Annotated in this window: 11 protein-coding genes; 9 read left to right on the plus strand and 2 right to left on the minus strand. The window is 69.7% G+C overall.

Annotated elements, in window-relative coordinates:
- The first annotated feature begins 55 nt into the window (after positions 1-55).
- From OHA84_RS34475 to OHA84_RS34485, 3 genes are all read left to right on the plus strand, one after another.
- Positions 56-1654, plus strand: coding sequence for a sugar ABC transporter ATP-binding protein (locus OHA84_RS34475; RefSeq protein ID WP_266967820.1), 1599 nt, complete (start codon positions 56-58; stop codon positions 1652-1654).
- Positions 1651-2682 carry an ABC transporter permease gene (locus tag OHA84_RS34480; RefSeq protein ID WP_266967819.1) on the plus strand — a complete coding sequence of 344 codons (1032 nt, stop codon included), beginning with the start codon at positions 1651-1653 and terminating at the stop codon, positions 2680-2682. Before OHA84_RS34475 ends, OHA84_RS34480 begins: the two co-directional genes overlap by 4 nt.
- Positions 2683-3095: 413 nt before the next feature.
- Positions 3096-3905: a DeoR/GlpR family DNA-binding transcription regulator gene (locus OHA84_RS34485; protein WP_266967817.1), complete on the plus strand. Its 810-nt coding sequence runs from the start codon at positions 3096-3098 to the stop codon at positions 3903-3905.
- 124 nt (positions 3906-4029) lie between these two features.
- On the opposite strand, the gene OHA84_RS34490 is transcribed toward OHA84_RS34485, so the two are convergent.
- The gene (locus OHA84_RS34490; RefSeq protein WP_266967815.1) at positions 4030-4707 is read right to left on the minus strand and encodes a response regulator transcription factor; all 678 of its coding nucleotides are present in this window, start codon (positions 4705-4707) and stop codon (positions 4030-4032) included.
- A gap of 398 nt (positions 4708-5105) precedes the next feature.
- Here OHA84_RS34490 and OHA84_RS34495 point away from each other — a divergent pair, with 398 nt between their 5' ends.
- From OHA84_RS34495 to OHA84_RS34520, 6 genes are all read left to right on the plus strand, one after another.
- Entirely contained in the window at positions 5106-6566 is a 1461-nt protein-coding gene (locus OHA84_RS34495) for a serine/threonine-protein kinase (RefSeq protein WP_323181810.1), read from the plus strand.
- A 170-nt stretch (positions 6567-6736) separates the two neighbouring features.
- Positions 6737-7783 carry a galactose-1-phosphate uridylyltransferase gene (gene galT / locus OHA84_RS34500; protein ID WP_266967811.1) on the plus strand — a complete coding sequence of 349 codons (1047 nt, stop codon included), beginning with the start codon at positions 6737-6739 and terminating at the stop codon, positions 7781-7783.
- Positions 7780-8739 (plus strand): UDP-glucose 4-epimerase GalE, encoded by a 960-nt coding sequence (gene galE, locus OHA84_RS34505; RefSeq protein ID WP_266967809.1) that lies wholly within the window; start codon positions 7780-7782, stop codon positions 8737-8739. Before galT ends, galE begins: the two co-directional genes overlap by 4 nt.
- Positions 8736-9869: a galactokinase gene (gene galK / locus OHA84_RS34510; RefSeq protein WP_323181809.1), complete on the plus strand. Its 1134-nt coding sequence runs from the start codon at positions 8736-8738 to the stop codon at positions 9867-9869. Before galE ends, galK begins: the two co-directional genes overlap by 4 nt.
- Positions 9870-9977: 108 nt before the next feature.
- Positions 9978-10784, plus strand: a complete 807-nt coding sequence (locus OHA84_RS34515; protein ID WP_266967807.1) for a DeoR/GlpR family DNA-binding transcription regulator — start codon at positions 9978-9980, stop codon at positions 10782-10784.
- Between the two features lie 227 nt (positions 10785-11011).
- Positions 11012-12763 carry a beta-galactosidase family protein gene (locus tag OHA84_RS34520; RefSeq protein WP_266967806.1) on the plus strand — a complete coding sequence of 584 codons (1752 nt, stop codon included), beginning with the start codon at positions 11012-11014 and terminating at the stop codon, positions 12761-12763.
- Between the two features lie 86 nt (positions 12764-12849).
- Here the strand turns inward: OHA84_RS34520 and OHA84_RS34525 are convergent, their stop codons facing one another.
- Positions 12850-14304 (minus strand): RICIN domain-containing protein, encoded by a 1455-nt coding sequence (locus tag OHA84_RS34525; protein WP_266967805.1) that lies wholly within the window; start codon positions 14302-14304, stop codon positions 12850-12852.
- Positions 14305-14598 lie beyond the last annotated feature (294 nt).

A 14598-nucleotide genomic window follows, 5' to 3' on the forward strand; every position in this document is an offset into this window, starting at 1 on the left:
CCGACCAGCAGCGCCGCTGAGCCGGCACACGTTCCCCCAGCATGTGAGGCCCCTCATGACCACAGCCGGCACAGAACCACCGACTGCCGCCCCCTCCGCCCAGAACCTCGGCGAAGAGATCTCTGTGGAGAACATCACCAAACGCTTCGGCGCGGTACAGGCGCTCAGCGGCGTCACGCTCACCTTCCCCCGGGGCCAGGTGACCGCCCTCATGGGCGAGAACGGCGCGGGCAAGTCGACCCTGTTGAAGATCCTCACGGGTGACCACCAGCCCACCGAGGGAACCATCCTCTGGGACGGACGTCCGAGGACCCTGTCCTCACCGCACGACGCCCACAAGGCCGGGATCCGCATCATCCCGCAGGAACCCGAGATCATTCCGCACGTCTCGGTCGCCGAGAACGTGTACGCCGGCGCCCTGCCGCGCGGCGCGGGACGCCGTCTCGATCGGGCCGAGCTGCGCCGCCGCATCACCGCGGACCTGGCCCGACTCGGCTTCGAGAAGGTCATCCACCCCGATCAGCTGGGCTCCGAACTCACCGCCGCACAACGCCAACTGGTGGAGATCCTGCGGGCACTGACCGGCGACGCGAAGGTCATCGCCTTCGACGAGCCCACCTCCTCCCTCTCCGAGAACGAGGTCGAGGCCCTCTTCGCCCTGATCGGCCGGCTCCGGGACCAGGGCATCGCCGTCATCTACGTATCCCACCGCATGAAGGAGATCTTCCACCTCGCCGACCGCATAGCCGTCCTGCGCGACGGCGCGGTCGCCGGAGTGCTGGAGGCCCGCGACACCAACGAGGGCGAGGTCGTCCGCCTGATGGTCGGCCGTGACCTCTCCTCCCTCTTCGTGCGGCAGGACGTCGCCCGCGAGGAGGTGGTGCTGCGGCTGGAGGGCGTCACCACGGACGACGTCACCGACATCGACCTCCACGTCCGCGCCGGAGAGGTGGTCGCCCTGGCCGGCCTCATGGGAGCCGGACGGTCCGAACTGGCCCTCGCCCTGGCCGGCGACCAACCCATCCGGTCGGGCCGTGTCTCCGTGAACGGCCAACCCCTGCGCCTGCGCAGCCCCAAGGACGCGATCCGCGCAAGCATCGGACTCGCCCCCGAGGAGCGCAAGGCCCAGGCGTTGTTCCTCCATCGCTCCATCCGCGACAACACGTCCCTGGTGAGCCTGGACCGGCTGCGCCGCTGGCGCTTCGTCCAGAGCCGACAGGAGAAGGCCGTGGCGCAGGACTTCTCCGACCGGCTGCGGGTGCGCACGCCCTCGATCGAGCACGAAGTGCGCAAACTGTCGGGCGGCAACCAGCAGAAGGTCGTCCTCGCCCGATGGCTGCTGCGCAAGCCCAAGGTCCTCATCCTCGACGAGCCCACGCGCGGCATCGACATCGGGGCCAAGGCGGAGATCTACCGCATCATCGCCGACCTCGCCCGGGAAGGGGTCGCCCTGCTGGTGATCTCCTCCGAACTACCTGAAGTCCTCGGGCTTGCCGACCGGATCGTCGTGATGCAGAACGGACGCATCACCGGCGAACTCAACCGCTCGGAAGCCACCGAGGAAGCCATCCTCAACCTCGCCATGGCCGACGACCTGGCTCCCGTCGCATCCGACCGACCGCTCACAGACTCCGCCGATGGAGACGCTCGATGACCACCACCCAGACGCCGGCCACCACCGAGAACATCCCCGCTCCGGCGCGGAAGACCAGGGGAGCACTGCTCTCCTCGCTCGGCGGTCAGAACCTCAGCCTGATCGGCGCCCTCGTACTCGTCCTCGCCCTGTTCGGGTTCCTCAACGACAACTACCTCAGCCTCTCCAACATCCAGGTCATCGGAGAAGCGGCGACGATCACAGGACTGCTCGCCATCGTGCAGACCGTCGTGATCATCTGCGGGGGACTCGACATCTCCGTCGGCTCCCAAGCCGGACTGGCCTCCGTCGTGAGCGCCATGGTCTTCACCTCCGCCGGATCCAATCCCTACCTCGGCATGGCCGCAGCGATCGGCGTCGGAATCCTCGTCGGCGTGATCAACGGCGTCGCCATCGTCTACGGACGCGTCAACCCCACGATCGCCACGCTCGCCGGCCTGGCCGCCTACAAGGGCGTGGCACAGCTCGTCTCCGGCGGCCGCGCGCAGGGCTACGTCCTCAACGATCCCTTCTTCGTGTTCCTCGGTCGCGGCAAGATCGCCGGCATCCCGGTGATGATCTGGATCCTGGTGGTCGTGGCGCTGGCCGTGCACGTCCTGCTCAAGTACACGGACATCGGTCGCAACATCTACGCGATCGGCGGCAACGACACTGCGGCGCGCCTGGCGGGCATCAACATCAACAAGTACCTGGTCGCGGTCTACGCGCTCATCGGCGTGATCGCCGCGGTCGCGGGAATCCTGCTGACCGCGCGAACCGGCTCCGGACAGCCCGTCTCCGGCAGTGAGGGGCTGGAACTGAAGGCCATCACCGCGGCGGCCCTGGGCGGGTGCGCGCTCAAGGGCGGCAAGGGCGGCATCGGCGGCACCCTGCTGGCCGTCGCCCTGCTCGGCGCTTTGGAGAACGGCCTCACCGTCGAGGGCATCAACACCTTCTGGCAGAACGTCGCCCAGGGCGCCCTCCTCGTCGCCGCCGTCGTCATCCAGCAGCGCCGCAGCGGCGAACGCGCCGTCGGATTGCCCCACTGACACGACGCCACGACGAGGCCCGCTTCGACAGGAGCCGGGCCTCGTCGTGGCACGTGCCGACGGATCACGGCAGAGAGGGAGACGGAGGACGATCGACGATTCCGGCCCGAACGCATTCGCCCGCAGGGGGCGTGAGGCAGGAGCGGTCGTTGCATTTCGGTACGGGCACACCGCATTCTTCGTCATAAAGCACCCGAGGTGGAACGAAGGTGCTGCAACGGCCTCAGGAGGCTCCGGACGCGGCCCTGTTGGAACAGTCAGGCGGATAGTCGAGCGGATGCGCCGAGCGGCTTATCCGCGCTTCGGTGTGAAAGTTCTGCGCAGGCCATCCCCGAACCCCTTGCACCACGTTATTGGATGCAGTGTACAATTGATCTCTGTCTGGAATTCGCTAGAGATCATCGGGTGGGATTGTGACAGAGCCGGCACCGCTAGCGGCCCAGCGGAGAGAACTGATCCTCGACACCGTGCGCCGCAAGGGAGCGGTGCGCGTCGCCGTGCTCGTGGAGCAGCTCGGGGTGTCCGACATGACCATCCGCCGCGATCTGGACGTGCTGGCCAAGGCGGGGTCGGTCGAGAAGGTGCACGGCGGGGCGGTGAGCACGTCCGGCACCACGTCCGACGAGCCCGGCTTCGAGACCAAGTTCACCCTCAAGTCCGCGGCCAAGGCGGCGGTCGCGGACGCGGCCGCCCAACTGGTGCGGCCGGGCAGTGTCGTGGCGATCTCCGGAGGGACGACGACGTACGCCGTTGCCCACCGGCTGCGCGACATCGCCGGCCTGACCGTGGTGACCAACTCCCTGCCCGTGGCGGACCTGTTGCGGCCGTCCGGCGCCGACGACGGTTCCACGGGCCCGACCCTGCTGGTCACGGGCGGGGCCCCCACGAAGTCCGCGTCGCTGGTCGGACCGCTGGCGGATCAGGCGATCCGCTCCCTCCAGGTCGACCTCCTGATCGTGGGTGCTCACGGCGTCTCCGAACGTGCCGGGGTGACCACTCCGAACCTCGCGGAGGCGGAGACCAACCGCGCCCTGATCTCGGCCGCCACCCAGCTGGCCGTCGTGGCCGATCACAGCAAGTGGGGCATCGTCGGCCTGAGCCGCTTCGCCGACCTGTCCGACATCGACTATTTCGTGTCCGACGAAGGACTCGGCGAGCAGGCCCGCACCGTCCTCGGCGAGCAGGTGGGACGGCTGATCCTGGCGGAGACCCAGGGGGCGTGAGCACCTCCCGCCGTACCGGGGGGAGTCGTCCCCGGGGCGTCGACGCCCCGGGGCAGTACATGCGAGCAGAGGGCTCTCGACCACCCCGGCGACGCCCCTGGTGCGGGGGCGGGCACCTGGCCAGTCAGGGCTCGAATCGGTAGCCGAACCCGCGCACGGTGATGATGTGCCCGCGGCCGATCTTGTGGCGCAGTCGCTGTACGTGTACGTCGACGAGCCGTTTGTCGTCACTCCGGGGGCAGTCCCACACGCACTCCAGCAAGGTGGCCCGGGACAGGACCACGGCGGGCCGCGCGGCGAACGTCAGGAGGAGTTTGAGTTCCGTCGGCGTGAGGTCGAGCAGCCGGCCGGACCGCCTGACCGTCAGGGCTGCCGGGTCGATCCGCAGGTCACCGAAGTCCATCGCGGATGTGGGGGACGAGGGGGCGGCGGTCGGGCAGTCGGTGACGCGACGCAGCGCGGACCGGATCCGTGCCACGAGGACCGGGATGTCGAACGGCTTCGTGACGTAGTCGTCGGCGCCCGCCTCAAGACCGAGGACGACATCCACCGGATCGGTCCGCGAGGAGATCAGCAACACCGGCGAACGGCTTTCCGCGCGGATGCGCCGCACCAGGCTCACCCCGTCGAGCCCGGGCAGCACCACGTCCACGACGGCCACATCGGGGCGGAGCTCCCTGAACCGCGCCAACCCGTCGTTCCCGTCGACGGCCGTGTGTACCTCGTACCCGTAGCGCCGGAGGGCGAGCGAGGTCACCTCGCGCCACAGCGCGTCCCCTTCGACCAGCAGGACAGACGTCATGGCCCGGCCTCCGCCGCGACGGCGAGGGCAGGGGCGGGGTCGCGGAACCGGGCGGTGGCTTTCACTGTGGCCCTGCGCATTGCCCGCCTTCGCCCGAATATCAAGGGCGCCGAGTGCGCCGTCGCCCCGCAGTCGTTCAAGGACGAAAGCAGCATTTCTGTGCTCATGTGTCGGGGTGCCGTTATTTTGACCATGCCTCAGGTCCGTGTCAAGCCATTGCCTGGGCGGGGGGATCCGGCCGAAATGCCTTATGCCGCAAACGACTTGTCCCGGTCGGGTGTGGTGCAATGCCACTGCCGAAGCGTCTTGGCCACCCATGCGAAGCGGAGATATCGTCCGAGTGACCGTCGACCAACACAAAACAGGGAACGGCGCCAGTGTCTGAACAAGGACGGCTTGTGGCCGGCCGATACCGGTTGATGCAGCGCGTCGGCCGCGGAGGCATGGGCACCGTCTGGCGTGCCGAGGACGAACTCCTCGGCCGGCAGGTGGCGGTGAAGAAGCTCCATGTCCCACCCCACGTGCCGGACGACACGGTCCGCACGCTCCACGAACGCGCCCGCCGCGAGGCGCGCAGCGCGGCCCGCATCGCCCATCCGCACGTGATCGTCGTGCACGATGTGGTCGATGACGACGGCCTGCCGTGCATCGTGATGGAGTACGTTCCCTCGATCACGTTGGACGAGGCGGTGAAGCGCCGGGGCGCGCTGCCCACCGCCGAAACAGCCCGGATCGGTTTGGCCGTGGTCGCCGCGCTCCGCGCCGCCCACGACATCGGGGTGCTGCACCGCGACGTCAAGCCGGCCAACATCCTCCTCGGCGAGGACGGCCGGATCGTCCTCACCGACTTCGGCATCGCCGCCGAGAGCGGCGCCGAGTCGCTCACCATGACCGGTGAACTGGTCGGTTCCATCGGCTACCTCGCTCCCGAACGCCTGCGAGGCACCGATGCCGGGCCCGCCGGTGACCTGTGGTCCCTCGGCGTCACGCTGTACCAGTCGATCGAGGGGCGCCACCCCTTCGTTCGGGACACGCCGATCGAGACGGCCTACGCCATCGTGAGCGAGGCGCACGCGCCACTGACCGGCGGGAACGCCCTGACACCGCTGATCGAGGGGTTGCTCGTGAAGGAGCCCGGGCAGCGGTCCGGCCTGACGGAGGCGGAGCGACTCCTGCGCGGGGCGACGGGGGACTCGGCCGACACGCCCGGTCCGTCGTCCACCCGGGCGCACCGAGCGGTACGGGCCGCCCGACGTGGACGCGGGATCGGACGCGGACGCCGTGGGGTCCTGTGGTCGGGTGCGGCAATCACGGTCGCGGCGTGTGGGGTGGCCGTCGCACTGTCCTGGCCCGACGCACTCTTCGGCGACGGGGTGGCCTCCGGTTCCGCAGGCCCCGCGAGCACGGCGATGCCCTCGCCTCCGGTCGGCTACGGGTACCAGGACGGCGGCGGCATCGCGATACCGGTGCCGCTCGGCTGGACACGGGAGGAACTGGCGGGAGGAGAAGTGGCGTTCGTCGATTCCGCCGGGCTCGTCGGACTGCGCGTCAAGGCCGCCGCCTTCGCGGGCTCCGACGCCCTGGAACACTGGCGCACGACCGAGGAGGCGCAGACGCGCCGTGACAATCCCGGCTACGAGCGCGTGCGGATGACGGCAGCCACGGTCCACGGCAGGCCCGCCGGGTACTGGGAGTTCACCTTCGAGGGCAAGGTGCGCAAGTTCCGGGCGGTCGAGGTGGCACTCGCGGACGCGGCGGGCACGCAGTACGTCGTCTACTTCTCGGCACCGGACGAGGAGTGGGCCCGGCACCGGCCCGTCTTCGACACCGCCGTAGAGGGACTTCGCCTGGCGAGCTGACACATCGAGGAGGCGCCTCGCTGTGGTCGCGGTTCGCGGGGAGCCTGTCGGGCGCCCGGGCGGCCCATGAAAGAAACAACAGCATCGACGTTGACTTACGTTGATTCATGTTTATTGTTGTCAGCGTGTGGCTCCCAGGGCCGCCGTACTTCGAGAGACGGGCACGCTCCGTGAAGAGAACCACGACGAAGCTCGCGGACGGCCGCGAGCTGATCTACTACGACCGTGACGGCGGCGCCGTCCGCGACACGGTCGACCGACGTCTGCTGGAGCCGGTGGACAGCCGGCCCGAACTGCGACTGGACCTGGCGACAGGCGACTGGGTCACCATCGCCTCACACCGTCAGGGGCGCGTCCACCATCCGCCCACCGATGCGTGTCCCCTGTGCCCCTCCTGGGACGGGAACCACAGCGAGATCCCGGCCGCGGACTACGATGTCGCCGTGTTCGAGAACCGCTTCCCCTCCCTGGCGGGACGCGTGGGCCGCTGCGAGGTCGTGTGCTTCACGCCCGAGCACGGGGCGAGCTTCGCCGATCTGACCGAGGACCGAGCCCGCCTCGTACTCGACGCCTGGACGGACCGCACCGAGAACCTGTCGTCCCTGCCCGGCGTGGAGCAGGTGTACTGCTTCGAGAACCGCGGTGCGGAGATCGGCGTCACCCTCGCGCACCCCCACGGACAGGTCTACGCCTTCCCCTTCGTACCGCCGCGCACCGCCAAGATGGTCGCCGTCGCGGATACACACCGGCGCGTCACCGGCGGAAACCTCTTCGAGGACCTGCTCGCCGAGGCCCGCGCCGCCGTGTCGCGGGTGGTCCTGGCGGGGGAGCACTGGACGGCGTTCGTCCCGTACGCCGCCCGCTGGCCCTACGAGGTGCACCTCTACCCCCACCGCCGTGTCCCCGACCTCACCCGCCTCACCGAGGCCGAGCGCGCGGAGTTCCCCGGCATCTACCTGGAACTGCTGCGCAGGTTCGACCGGCTGTTCCACCGCGAGGACGGCGCGCCGGCGACCCCCACCCCGTACATCTCCGCCTGGCACCAGGCGCCGAAGACCGGAGGGCAGGAACTGGCCCTGCACCTGGAGCTGTTCACGGTGCGACGATCGGCGGGCAAGCTCAAGTTCCTCGCCGGCGTCGAATCCGGCATGGACTCCTTCGTCAACGACGTCGCCCCGGAAGCCGCGGCCCGGCGACTGCGGGAGGTCGCGTCATGAGCAGGTACCTCGTCACCGGCGGCGCCGGATACATCGGCAGCGTGGTCGCGGCCCGTCTCCTCGCGGCCGGCCACCGCGTCACGGTGCTCGACGACCTGACCACCGGCATGTCGGAAGCCGTCCCCGAGGGCGCCGACTTCGTCCGGGGCGGAGTCGCACAGGCCGCCGCCCTGCTGGACACCGGCTATGCCGGGGTGTTGCACTTCGCCGCCTCCTCACAGGTGGCCGAGTCGGTGCGCGACCCGGAGAAGTACTGGCGCAACAACGTCGCCGGCTCGCTGGAACTGATCACCACCATGCGCAGGGCCGGCGTACGCACCCTGGTCTTCTCCTCCACCGCGGCCGTCTACGGCGAACCCGAACAGGTGCCCATCGCCGAGGACGCCCGGACCGCGCCGACCAGCCCCTACGGCGCCACCAAACTCGCCGTCGACCACCTCATCACCGGGGAGGCCGCCGCCCACGGGCTGGCCGCCGTGTCCCTGCGATACTTCAACGTCGCGGGCGCCCACGCGGGCCACGGCGAACGCCACGACCCCGAATCACACCTCATCCCGCTCATCCTCCAAGTGGCCCTGGGACAACGCCCACACATCGACGTCCACGGCGACGACTACCCCACGCGCGACGGCACCTGCGTCCGCGACTACATCCATGTCGCCGACCTCGCCGAGGCCCACCTCCTGGCCCTGGACGCCGCCCGCCCCGGCGAGCACCTGATCTGCAACCTGGGCAACGGCGAGGGCTTCACGGTCCGGGAGGTGATCGACTCCGTCCGACGGGTTACGGGCCGTGCGATCCCTGAACTCGTCGGCCCCCGGCGTCCCGGCGATCCGGCGGTGCTCGTCGCCTCCGCCGCCCGCGCGCACGACCGCTTGGGCTGGCGGCCGACCCGCACCGACCTGGACTCCATCGTGGCCGACGCCTGGGCCTTCGCACAGGGGGCGACCGCGTGAAGGAGGCCTTCCGGCACATCTACGGCGCCTCCCCGGACGGAATCTGGGCAGCGCCGGGCCGTGTCAACCTGATCGGCGAGCACACCGACTACAACGACGGCTTCGCCCTGCCCATCGCCATCCCCCAGAACACGCTGGTCGCGGCGCGACGGCGCGAGGACGGACGCCTGCGGCTGCACAGCGCCCAGGGCGACGGCCCGGTCATCGATCTCGACGTCGACGGCCTGACCCCCGGAGCCGTCACCACGTGGGGTGCGTACCCGGCGGGAGTCGTGTGGGCGCTCCGCGAGGCGGGACACGGGGTCGGCGGCGCCGACCTCCACGTCGACAGCACGGTGCCCACCGGCGCGGGCCTGTCGTCCTCCGCCGCGCTGGAGTGCGCGGTCGCCTTCGCCTACAACGAGCTGTACGGGCTCGGCCTCGGCGCACCCGCGCTCGCCCTGATCTCACAGCGGGCGGAGAACGGCTTCGCCGGCGTCCCGTGCGGGGTCATGGACCAGATGGCCTCAGCCTGCTGCACCGCCGGCGCCGCCCTGCACCTGGACATCCGCGCGGGGACCCACGAGCAGGTGCCATTCGCCCCGGAGTCGGAGGGTCTGCGCCTGCTCGTCATCGACACCCGCGTCAAACACGACCTCGGGGACGGCGCGTACGCCGCGCTGCGCGCCGGGTGCGAACAGGCCGCCCGGCTGCTCGGCGTCGCGGCGTTGCGGGACATCTCACCGGCGGATCTGCCCTCCACCGGCAAGATGCTCCCCACGCACCTGGTGCCCCTGGTCCAGCACATCGTGACCGAGAACGCGAGGGTCGCCGAATCGATCTCCCACCTGCGAGCGGGACGCGTCGCGGCGCTGGGACCGATCCTCTCGGCCGGACATGCCTCGCTGCGTGACGACTTTCGGATCTCGTGTGACGAGAGCGACCTCGTGGTGGACACGGCCCTGGCACACGGAGCGCTCGGGGCACGCATGACCGGAGGTGGTTTCGGCGGCTCCGTCATCGTCCTCGTGGACGAGGGCCGGGCGCAGGCGCTGGGCGCCGCCGTCACCGCCGCGTTCCGATCCGCCGGGTACCTGGCCCCGCACCTTTTCGCCGTGTCGCCGGCCTCCGGAGCACGGCGCATCGAGTGAGAAGTCGGTGAGGTCGGGATCCGTCGACGTAGACTGTTCGTTTGTGAGGATGGCCGTGTGTCTTTGACTCCACACACGGATGGCGCGCACAGGAGCGGGGACGACAACGTGACGGAAGCAGCACGCCTTGCACCCCAGCGCAGGGCCCTGATCCTCGACATCGTCCGCCGCGACGGTGCGGTGCGCGTCACCGAACTCGTGGAACAGCTGGGCGTCTCCGACATGACGATCCGCCGCGACCTCGATGTGCTCGCCCGCAGCGGTGCCCTGTCGAAGGTGCACGGCGGCGCCATCAGGTCTTCCGTCACGACCGCGGACGAACCCGCCTTCGAGACCAAGGCAGGTCTGGAGTCACAGGCCAAGGCGGCGGTCGCCGAGGCGGCCTCCGCCCTCGTGAAACCGGGCAGCGTCGTCGCCATCTCCGGAGGGACGACGTCCTACGCGGTGGCCAGCCGGCTCCGGGACGTGCCCGGACTGACCGTGGTGACCAACTCCCTGCCGGTCGCCGATTTGCTCCGGCCCACGGGAGCGGAGCTCGGCTCCCCGGAACGCACGCTGCTGCTGACGGGCGGTTCTCCCACGAAGTCGGCCTCCCTGGTCGGCCCCCTGGCGGATCAGGCGATCCGCTCCCTCCAGGTGGACCTGCTGATCATCGGCGCCCACGGCATCTCCGAACGCGCCGGCGCGACCACCCCGAACCTCGCCGAGGCCCAGACCAACCGCGCGCTGATCGACTGCGCCACTCAGGTCGCCGTGGTCGCGGACCACACCAAATGGGGAGTCGTGGGCCTGAGTCGGTTCATCACCCTCCCGGAGATCGACTACTTCGTATCGGACGACGGGCTCGATGCCCAGGCACGTACCGTCCTGAGCGATTCGGTGGGCCGGCTGATCCTGGGAACCACCCAGCCGTAGTCCGGGCGGAAGCCCCTGCCGCAGTCCCGGCCGCCGCCCCCGCTTCGGGTCGAGCCGCGCGCCGGTATGCCCCTGTATGTCCTAGCCTCCGGGTTCCTCGTGCGGGCCGCTCCCGAGATCACGCGTGAAGGGACTTGTCACGCCTCGCATGTTTACGTAAACATGCGGGGGTGGCGAGAGTCTCACGGTGCGCATCCCGCGTGCCTGTTCAGCTGAGGAGTACGCGTATGCCTCTTCTTCGGATCGACGATGACGGATTCCGGCTTGATGGAGAGCCCTTCCGCATTCTTTCGGGCGGATTGCACTACTTCCGTGTTCATCCCGGTCATTGGCGAGATCGGTTGCGCAAGGCTCGTCTGATGGGGTTGAACACGGTGGAGACGTATGTGCCGTGGAACCTTCACCAGCCGCGTCCCGACGAGTTCCGCATGGAAGGCGGCCTCGACCTGCCGGCCTTCCTCGACCTCGCCGCCGCGGAGGGGTTGTTCGTACTGCTGCGTCCGGGTCCGTACATCTGTGCCGAGTGGGAGGGTGGTGGCCTGCCGTCGTGGCTGCTGGCGGATCCGGACATCCAACTGCGCAGTCGGGACCCCCGGTTCCTCACCGCGGTCGACGACTACTTCCGCCGGCTCCTGCTCCCGCTGCGGAGTCGACTCGCCACCCGGGGCGGTCCGGTGCTCGCGGTGCAGGTGGAGAACGAGTACGGGGCCTACGGCGACGACACCGCCTATCTGGAGCACCTCGCCGACTCCCTGCGCCGCTGCGGTGTCGACGTGCCGCTCTTCACCTGCGATCAGCCGGCCGACCTGGAGCGGGGTGCGTTGCCGGGTGTTCTCGCGACCGTCAACTTCGGCAGCCGCTCCGCGCAGAACCTCTCCGCCCTGCGGGCTCTTAGGCCGTCAGGTCCGCTGCTTTGTGCGGAGTTCTGGATCGGCTGGTTCGACCGCTGGGGCGGTAACCACGTCGTCCGTGATGCCGAGCGGGCGGCGCAGGAGTTGGACGAACTGCTCGCCACCGGTGCCTCGGTCAATTTCTACATGTTCCACGGTGGTACGAACTTCGGTTTCATGAACGGCGCCAACGACAAGCACACCTACCGGCCGACCGTCACCTCCTACGACTACGACGCGCCCCTCGACGAAGCCGGTGACCCGACCGAGAAGTTCGCCGCCTTCCGCGAGGTCATCGCCAAGTACGCCCCCGTCCCGACGGAGCCCCTGCCCGCGCGCACAGCCAAGTTCAGTTGTGAGGAGGTGGCGCTGACCGAGAGCATCGGTCTGCTGGACGGAGCGCCCGTCCTCGGGGACGCGGTCGCGTCGAGCCGGCCCCTGACGATGGAAGAACTCGGGCAGGACTACGGCTTCGTGCTGTACGAAACGGACCTGCCGGACGCCGGTCCCGCACTGCTCGTACTGGAGCAGGTGCGCGACCGGGCCCAGGTCTTCCTCGACGGCCAGCCGGTGGGGGTACTGGAGCGGGAGTCCCACGAACACTCCCTCACCTTCTCGGTGCCGCGCCCCGGCAGTGTCCTCACCATCCTCGTGGAGAACCAGGGAAGGGTGAACTACGGACCGGGCATCCACGACCGCAAGGGGCTGCTCGGCCGCGTTCTGCTGAACGGGCTTCCGCTCGAAGGGTGGACCAGCCGACCGCTGCCGCTCGGCACGCTGGAAGACCTCCCGTTCGGTACCGCGCCGGTCACCCCGACCGGCCCGGCCTTCCACCGCGGCACCTTCGAGACGGACCGGACGGCCGACACCTTCCTCCACCTCGACGGTTGGACCAAGGGTGTGGCGTGGGTCAACGGGTTCGCCCTCGGCCGCTACTGGTCCCGCGGGCCCCAGCGGACGCTGTACGTACCCGGCCCGGTCCTGCGCACGGGAGCCAACGAGGTCGTCGTACTCGAACTGCACGCTCCCGACCGCGCCCGGACGGTGGCCTTCCGGGAGACACCCGACCTCGGCCCCGTCGAGGACTGACCGGCCCCGACGGACGCGTGCGGCCGTGTCCCGCGCCGGGGGCGGGACACGGCCACACCCCCGGTGGCGGGGCGAGAGCGGGAAGGTCAGACGGCCGAGCGGTGCCACTGCTGGTTGTCGCCGCCGTTGCACGTCCACTGGATGAGCGGCGCGCCGTCCGTCCGTGCCTGGTTGGTGACGTCGAGGCACTTGCCGCTGTGCTGGGCGACGAGCCGCATTCCGCTCGGGCCGGCCTGTGCTGCCTTCCACCTCTGGCCGGGTGCGTCTGCGCACGTGGTCTGTACGACGGCCGCGCCGTCCTCGGCGGACGCGTCCCGGACGGCGAGGCACTTGCCGCTGTGCCGCAGCATGATCCGTACCGTGCCCGCTCCCGCGCCCTGGAACCACACCTGCTGGTTGACGCTTCCGGCCGTGCAGGTCCACTGGACCAGGGCGGCGCCTTCCGCCACCGACCAGTCGGCGGCGTCGGCGCACTTGCCGCTGTGCGCGGCGGTCAAAGTGTCCCAGTCACCGGTGCCCCTGACGGTGCCGGCCTCCGCCGCGATGATGATCTGCGGGTAGTAGTCCATGGACAGGCTGGTCCTCGTCGGGAACTTCAACGGCAGCCAGATGTACTGGGAGTCGTTGACCGTGCCGCCCGTCGCGTTGCCCCAGCGGTCGCCCATGTACAGGTATCCGGTGGCACCGGTCACGCCCTCGACGGGCAGCACGTAGGCCGTCTGGGAACCGTAGGTCCTGCCGTCGCCCAGGTCCCGCAGCCCGCTCCAGGTTCCGGTGATGCTGTCGGCCGTGCCGTACTTCTGCTGGTTGGGGGACCAGCCGGTGGCGCCGGACGTCACCAGGAAGTAGACGCCGTCCCGCTTGAACAGTGCCGGAGCCTCGCGCGACTGGCCGGCCCACAACTTCTGCACCCGGGTCTCGACCGCGGTGTAGTCCGCGCTGAGCCGGTAGACGTGGAGGTCCGCGTTCTCGTTGGCGGCGGAGACCATGTAACCGGTGCCGTCGGTGTCGACGAAGGTGGTGATGTCCCGGGACATGTGTCCCAACGGTCGGAAGCTCCCGCGCCAGGAGTAGTCGCCGTCGACCGTGGAGGAGACGGCCACCGCGGCCCGGGCCTCGCTGTAGTCGGTGGCGCTGCCCTCCTTGTGCATCCACATGACGAACTGCCCGGTAGTGCGGTTGTACACAACCTTGGGGCGCTCGATGTTGGCCGTGGCCAGCTCCGGATCCGACGCCCGGGTCAGGACGTGGCGGCGGAACTCCCACGTCCTGAGGTCGGTGGAGCGGTACGCGGACACGTACCGGAAGCTGTTGTCGGCATTGCGGTTCTCGCCGAACCAGTAGTAGAACTCGTCCACCTTGACGACCCCTCCGCCATGGGCGTGAACGGGACTGCCGGCGGGGTCGGTGAACTGCGTCGCGTTGGTGACGACGACGGGGGCCGGTGAGGCCACGGCGGTGCCGAGACCGCCGAGGAAGCTCGCGATCAGGGCTGCCACGAGGGCGAACAGGGCAGCCAGGTATGGGGATTGACGTCGCATGGGTACCTCTCGCTGACCGGCGGGTGGGGGAGGGGATGCGGTGCGCGCTGGGTCCCGCGAGCCGGCGAGCCGACAGCGGGGCTGTGTGAAGCCGATGTGCCACCCTTGTTATGTTTGCGTAAACAGTGGGTGGCTGGCTGCGAGTGTGGGAGCCGCACCGGGGCCTGTCAAGCGTTGGCGCGCGAATCGTCACTCATGGGTCGCGGAGGGAAGTCCGCTCCGTGGTCACGGTTTCAGCCACCGGCTGCGCGATGCTTGACGCTCCTCGGCGGGAAGTGTCACCATCGCGCTACC

Source organism: Streptomyces sp. NBC_00513 (assembly GCF_041431415.1).
In the GTDB taxonomy this organism is placed as follows: Bacteria; Actinomycetota; Actinomycetes; order Streptomycetales; family Streptomycetaceae; genus Streptomyces.